The organism is Acinetobacter colistiniresistens, assembly GCF_000413935.1.
Taxonomy (GTDB): Bacteria; Pseudomonadota; Gammaproteobacteria; order Pseudomonadales; family Moraxellaceae; genus Acinetobacter; species Acinetobacter colistiniresistens.
On the sequence record NZ_KE340382.1, the window covers coordinates 176,927 to 183,354 of the forward strand.

3 protein-coding genes are annotated in these 6,428 nt (G+C 46.3%); all 3 read right to left on the reverse strand.

All coding sequences use genetic code 11. The features are described 5' to 3' along the window. A partial coding sequence (locus tag F907_RS19320; protein WP_016653083.1) for an ESPR-type extended signal peptide-containing protein occupies positions 1-2,625 on the reverse strand: 2,625 nt, incomplete at its 3' end. A gap of 385 nt (positions 2,626-3,010) precedes the next feature. Continuing rightward, positions 3,011-3,817: a trimeric autotransporter adhesin/peptidogylcan-associated protein TpgA gene (gene tpgA / locus F907_RS02800; RefSeq protein WP_016653084.1), complete on the reverse strand. Its 807-nt coding sequence runs from the start codon at positions 3,815-3,817 to the stop codon at positions 3,011-3,013. A 61-nt stretch (positions 3,818-3,878) separates the two neighbouring features. Then, positions 3,879-6,428: YadA-like family protein (locus F907_RS18650; protein WP_016653085.1), on the reverse strand; the 2,550-nt coding region annotated here is incomplete at its 5' end.

A 6,428-nucleotide genomic window follows, 5' to 3' on the forward strand; every position in this document is an offset into this window, starting at 1 on the left:
ATTCCAGCCTTTGTCTAATTCTGACAGCGCATCACCAACGTTGCTTACCGTCGTTCCGTTAATGTCATAGCTTGGTGCTGTCACCGTGCCATCTGGATTAACAACTGAGCCGCCACCTAAATGATTGGCTGTAGATTCTGCAAGGTTTCCTAAGGCTTGTTGTGTCGAATAAAGCTGAGAACCATTAATTGCATCGGTGCTGCTTTCACTGACACGGCCTGCTGCAACATTAGTGATTTGGCGTTCATTGCCTGAGCTACCAACACTGACCACACTGCTTGGCGTTGTGCCTGCATAATTGTAAGTCACACCGCCCACTGTTCCATTGGCAGTCGGGTTGGCTGCCCCAGTGACCGAACCTGCACCCAAAGCAACATCATCGGCATTGGTTGCAGTTGCACCCGAACCGAGTGCCACACCACGCGTTGCTTGTGCATTGGCACTATCCCCAAGTGCAACCGCTGAAGCTGCTGCTGCTCTCGCTCCAACACCTGTCGCCAATGCATTATCAGCGGATGCTGCTGCACCTGCCCCTAAAGCAACAGCTGCATTTCCTGTCGCTTTACTATCAATCCCGATCGCATTCGAGTTTTGTCCCGATGCCGCAGCTCTTGTCCCGATTGCCGTTGCATCATTAGCACTCGCATTGGCTAAATCCCCAACTGCAATTGCACTTTCAGCAGTCGCTTTGGAAAAGTTACCCACTGATGTAGCAAACTGCCCACTCGCCTCAGTATTATTCCCTTGGGCAATGGCAAAATCACCTGTGGCTCTACTTCGATTACCGAGTGCCGTTGACTGTAGGCCAGAAGCAGTTGCGTTAGTCCCTACCGCAGTTGAATAATCCTTTGTCGCTTGAGCCCGATTACCCACGGCACTTGCCTCTAAGGCAGTGGCTTCTGCTGCATTCCCGAGCGCACCAGCATAATCAGCCGTTGCTTGAGCATTATTCCCCACTGCCAATGCTGTCGCGCCATCAGCGCGTGCACCCAAACCAAATGCAGCGGCAGACTCTGGTACACCGTTCACAACTTTGGCTGCGGCATAAGCTCCAGCGCCAATTGCAATATCGCCACCTTGAACGGCCTGAGTGTTTGATCCAATTGAAACAGATTGACCACCTTTTGCAGCAGCAGTATCGCCAAATGCAATTGCACCTGCAGCGGCAGCAGTTGACGTATTTCCTAGAGCCACTGAACCTTGCCCAATCGCCTGATTGCTATTCCCCAGCGCGACTGCACCATTGGCTGCTGTTGCCCCTGCACTATCACCCGCTGCAGTGTTGTCTTTCCCTAGTGCAATTGCCCCATCACCATTCACAACATTGGGGTCACCAATCGCGACTGCACCATCACCTGTCGCTGTTTGAGCTCGCCCAATAGCAACTGCACCACCATTGGCTGTCCGAGAATTAGCGGTGGTACTATCTGAACCTATCGCAACGTTTTGACCTGTCGCTCCAGTAGTAACTTTATTCCCCATGGCAATATTATGCCCGCCTGTACCTACTGCTGTTGTTGCATCGCTTCCTATCGCAATATCAGATAAACTTTGTGCTTTGGCCTGATGCCCAATCGACACCGCTTCTTCTGCGGTTGCCTCAGCTAAGGTACCCAAGGCTGTCGCATAATTAGCAGTCGCCTTCGAACCGTTCCCCGTTGCTGTTGTTTCATCAGCAAGCGCTTGTGAGTAATTTCCCAAAGCCACAGCGCCAGCACCATCCGCTTTAGAATTGGAACCAAATGCGCCTGATTCCCAGTCTTCACCATTTTTTACTCTGCCTGCCGCATAGGAATTTACACCTACTGCAACAGAACCGACACTGACAGCATTGGCTCCAAAACCAACTGCTGTTGAACCTCGACCACTGGCTAAAGCTTGATTGCCTAGTGCTGTTGCGGCCTGCATAGATGCGGTTGCATTTGAGCCAACCGCTGTGGAATCACTCCCAGATGAACTTGCATTAGCGCCGACTGCAACGCCGCCAAAGCCACTTGCGACAGTACGCCGACCAAAAGCAACTGCACTATTCCCACTTGCTTCAGCATAACCACCAATCGCAACACTAAAGTTTTGCCCGCCAGTTTTCGCATCATTTCCTATGGCAATTGCACCTGCTGTAGTTGTTTGTGCATTTTTACCAATGGCAATTTGTCCACCACCATTTAAAGGTGTTCCATCCGGTGTTGGAGAAAGTACATTGCCTGTTTTAGCATTTGAACCAAAGGCAATATTATCAGGGGCATTCGATGAGTCTGCCTGATACCCCATAGCAAGGTTTCCATTACCACCCGCACAAGCTCGGGTTCCTATCGCGACACTATTACCTGATTTAGTGCCACTTCCAGTACTGGTACCCGTACAATTGGTATAAGTCGAACCACCACCAGCTTCATAGCCAGCAAAACTGTTGCTACTATAAAAAATTGAAGTAATAAGCGCTGCCAACATGACGGGGGGCAGTTTAGATTTTGTATAGCCGGAATTTGCATTTAAGAGAGGGCTAAGTACTGCTGAGGCACTCACTGAAACATTGCGTTTTTTTGTTGTACCACGTGCAATTTCAGAAACAACTGTCCATAAAGCTAAATATTTATTCCAAACTAAACGGTATATTTTATTCATGATTTGGTGCCTTTTTATATCAAGTCACCAGTTAATGTAGGTAAGAAAAATAGAAGCGATTTAACAGTTAAATTAGAAAACTTAACATTTGCATTGTTTTTTTTGTAAGTTTAAAAAATGAGAGGAAAAATAGCGAAGCATTACCATTACAGGAATGTTTAACAAACAGAATAGGCAGACAGTTTTTACATTTGAAATAGTTTTTATCAATTCATCCATATTCACATAAAAACAATCTGTAATCTAATCTCTTCTACTAGATTACAATATAAATGAGTACATCTTGGTTTTTAAATTAAATATCCCTTTCAGTATACACATAAATTTTATTAAAAATAAAAAGAGTAAATCTAAATATTTATTTACCCTTCTCATTTTGTTTAATTTACCACTGAATATTTACCCGACGGTTTGGTGCTAAACATTGAACCAGCTGCGTATTTCGTGCTTGACCTGAACATGCCTGATAGATACTTGTTCCACCACTCCCCTGTAATTGAATCCGTTTAGGATCTATACCTTGTTGTACCAATAACTCTGCTACCGTATTGGCACGACGCGAAGATAAGTCTTGATTATAGGCAAACTTACCGAGTCGATCTGCATAACCCGAAACAATGACAGGGTTTTGAGATTGCTGGATGGCACTGACCATCGTTGCAAGATTGGTTGAACTTGGCTCTATTGCATTGCGATCTGAACGATCAAACGCAAAGAAGACCGTTCCTGTCTGTGGCGCAGTCTGAATCGGTGCAGGTACAACATTGTTGACGCCCCATGTCATTAAGCCCTGACATTCCTCACCTTTCCATGACAAACGATTGGCGATGTACTTTTTGTCATAGTCAATGCGTAACTGGCAACGTTTATAATCTTGTGTATTGGGGATACGAATATCCAAGACATAGTTCCATGTTTTGACTGCAAACACGCCTTCACTAAAATGTGGATTACCTAAAATATGACGGAACTGATCTTTATTCATACCTACATCTAAACGGGCAACATCGTTATATTCATAACGCTTGACCTGTTTGAGGTAACTCTTATTAATCTCAGGAAAAGTGACCTCGTCCGTCGTTTGTAATTCGACCTCACCTTGTGTCTCTGTTACTGGGTCTTCTGCTGAAGCCTGAGCATTTAATGCAATACCCACAAGCGCCATCATCATAAAAGTTTGAATCTTATTCATATCTGTTCTCACTTGATCCTTGTTTGGTAAAAAGGAGAGTCTTGCGACTCTCCTTAAAGCTTTAATCAATGATGGTACTAACACCAACACGAACCAGCGGACTGTTGCCTTGACTGCCCATTGCTGCACCCGTTGTAAGTGACCAGCGACCATTATCAGCCGTTTTTCTAAAGGTCACGCCAATTGCACTTTGATCGTTGTAATATGCAGCACCCGCAGCCATAGTGAGCTTGCCCGGAATGAATGGCGCATTTTCAAGTGCAGCCGTTGCTGCAATGCCTGCCGACATTTTGTCTTCCAATTTATCCATACGCTTATTGGTATCGTAGAAGGCTTGTTGTAATTGATCACCCAAGTTGGTTACCCGGTTATCAACCGCACCTAATGCATCCCCAACGTTGTCATATTTTCCACCAGCGACTTCATAGCTAGGCCCTTTCCAGCCTTTTTCTGGATCATAGCCCGCTCCGCCACCTAAAGCCTTACCCACATCTTCATAAGAACGGTGTAACTGTCCACCATTGATACCTTCTTGAGAACCACTGGCAATCGCCCCATCAGCAACACCCGTGACTTTCTTACCACCCGCGTTGATGCCATCCGTCGTCATACTTGGGCCTGCTTCTCCTTTCGGTCCAGCAATACGAATACCACCACCTGTAATATTCGTCGTACCGTTATCACCCGTAACATTAATTTGGTTAGCATTAACATCTTTCGCAGTCACACTATCAACGGTAATGTCCTTGGCCAAACCCACCTCATAGTCATCACGACCTGCTGCATTGGTGGTTTTATTCACCGTGATGTTGCCGTCCTTGTTACTTACCGAGGTTTTCGCTGCCTGCGCTGCTTGACCAATCGAGCCAATGGCATCATTGATATTGTCTTTACCTGTTCCTCCAATATTACTGGTCGTGATTGATCCATCTGGATTCACCTTAGCATTGCCACCCACCACATTTTTCACACTATCTGCAACACCATGTAACTGACCACCGTTGATAGCATCTTTCGAGCCTGCGGCAACCGTACCATCTGCTACGCCTGTGACTTTGTTGTCTCCTGCATCAATCCCAGCTTTAGTCACGCTTGGGCCACCAGTAATATGTAAGCCATCTCCATCAACTTTAGTACCACCTGCTGTCACACTATCAACCTCAAGGTTTGGAGCGGTTGATACTTCATAATCTGTGCTGCCATCCGCATTCTTGCTTTCTTTCACAACAATGTTTTTACCCTCACTGACCGTTGACTTGGCCTCTTGTGCCGCTTTGCCCACAGCACCAATTGCATCGTTGATATTGTCTTTGCCTGTTCCACCAATATCACTGGTAATAATGGTTCCATCTGGATTGACTGTGGTATTGCCACCAATCGCGCCAGCAACACTATCCGATACGCCTTTTAACTGACTGCCATTGATTGCATCTTGTGAATCAGCTGCGATACGCCCTGGAGCAACACCTGTAATCACCGTATTGCCTGCATTAATACCACCCGCAGCAATTCGTGGCCCTACACTATTGCCCATTGGATCAACAAAACCTAGTCCGTCCTGACCAAGAACAGTGGTATTTCCTGCTTGGTCTTTTAGACTTACGCCTTTGCCTGTCAGAATGGTTTCATTACCTTCTGCATCTGTTGAGGTAACACTGTCAAATTTCACATCTTTTGCAGTGGCAACTTCATAGTTGGTGCTGCCATCTGGATTGGTCGATTTGGTCACCACCATATTGTCACCCTCAGTGACTGTGGTTTTCGCAGTGACCGCATTTTTACGCACTGAGTCAATCGCGTCGTGGATGCTGCTTTCGCCTGTGTTCCCCACATTGCTTGTGGTTACGGTGCCATCTGGATTTAAGACTGTTTCACCACCAATTGAGCTTCGGACACTGTCTGCCACACCATGTAACTGGCCACCATTAATCACTTCAGTTGAACCTGCCGCAATCATGCCATCAGCAACACCGCGAATCTTGCCTGTGCTGCCATCAAGATTGATATCGCCCACTTTCACTGAATCAAAGGAAACATCATTCACAGTTGCAACTTCATAAATAGTCTGACCATCTGCCCCTATTCGGTTTGTAACGGTCATATTTTTGCCCGCTTCAACCTCAGTTTTTGCTGCTGCGGTTTCACCTTGAATCGCATCGGCAACTGTGTCATAACCTTTGTCATTCACTGTAAATGGTCCATTAAGACGGCCACCTTCATTGGTCACGCCTCCACCCAAGATATCTCCTGTAGACGCGACACTATCATTCAGTTGGCCACCATTAACCGCTTCCGTTGAACCTGCTGCAATCGTGCCAGCTGTTACACCACTGATCTTGCCTGTTGTTCCATCAATCCTCACACCATTTGGACCGCCTACCGTGACATTGTTAAAGTCAACATCATTCGCAGTCGCGACGTTATAAATATCTTGTCCATCTGTACCCGTGGTTTTGGTTACGGTGATGTTTTTGCCTTCGGTCACTTCGGTTTTAGCAGTAGCTGCTGCGTTGTCGAGTTGATCTTTATTGACTGCATCTGTGCCATTTACACCTGCACCAACATTGGTAATTGAGTTACCTGCGGCATTGATGCCAGACTTGGTGATACT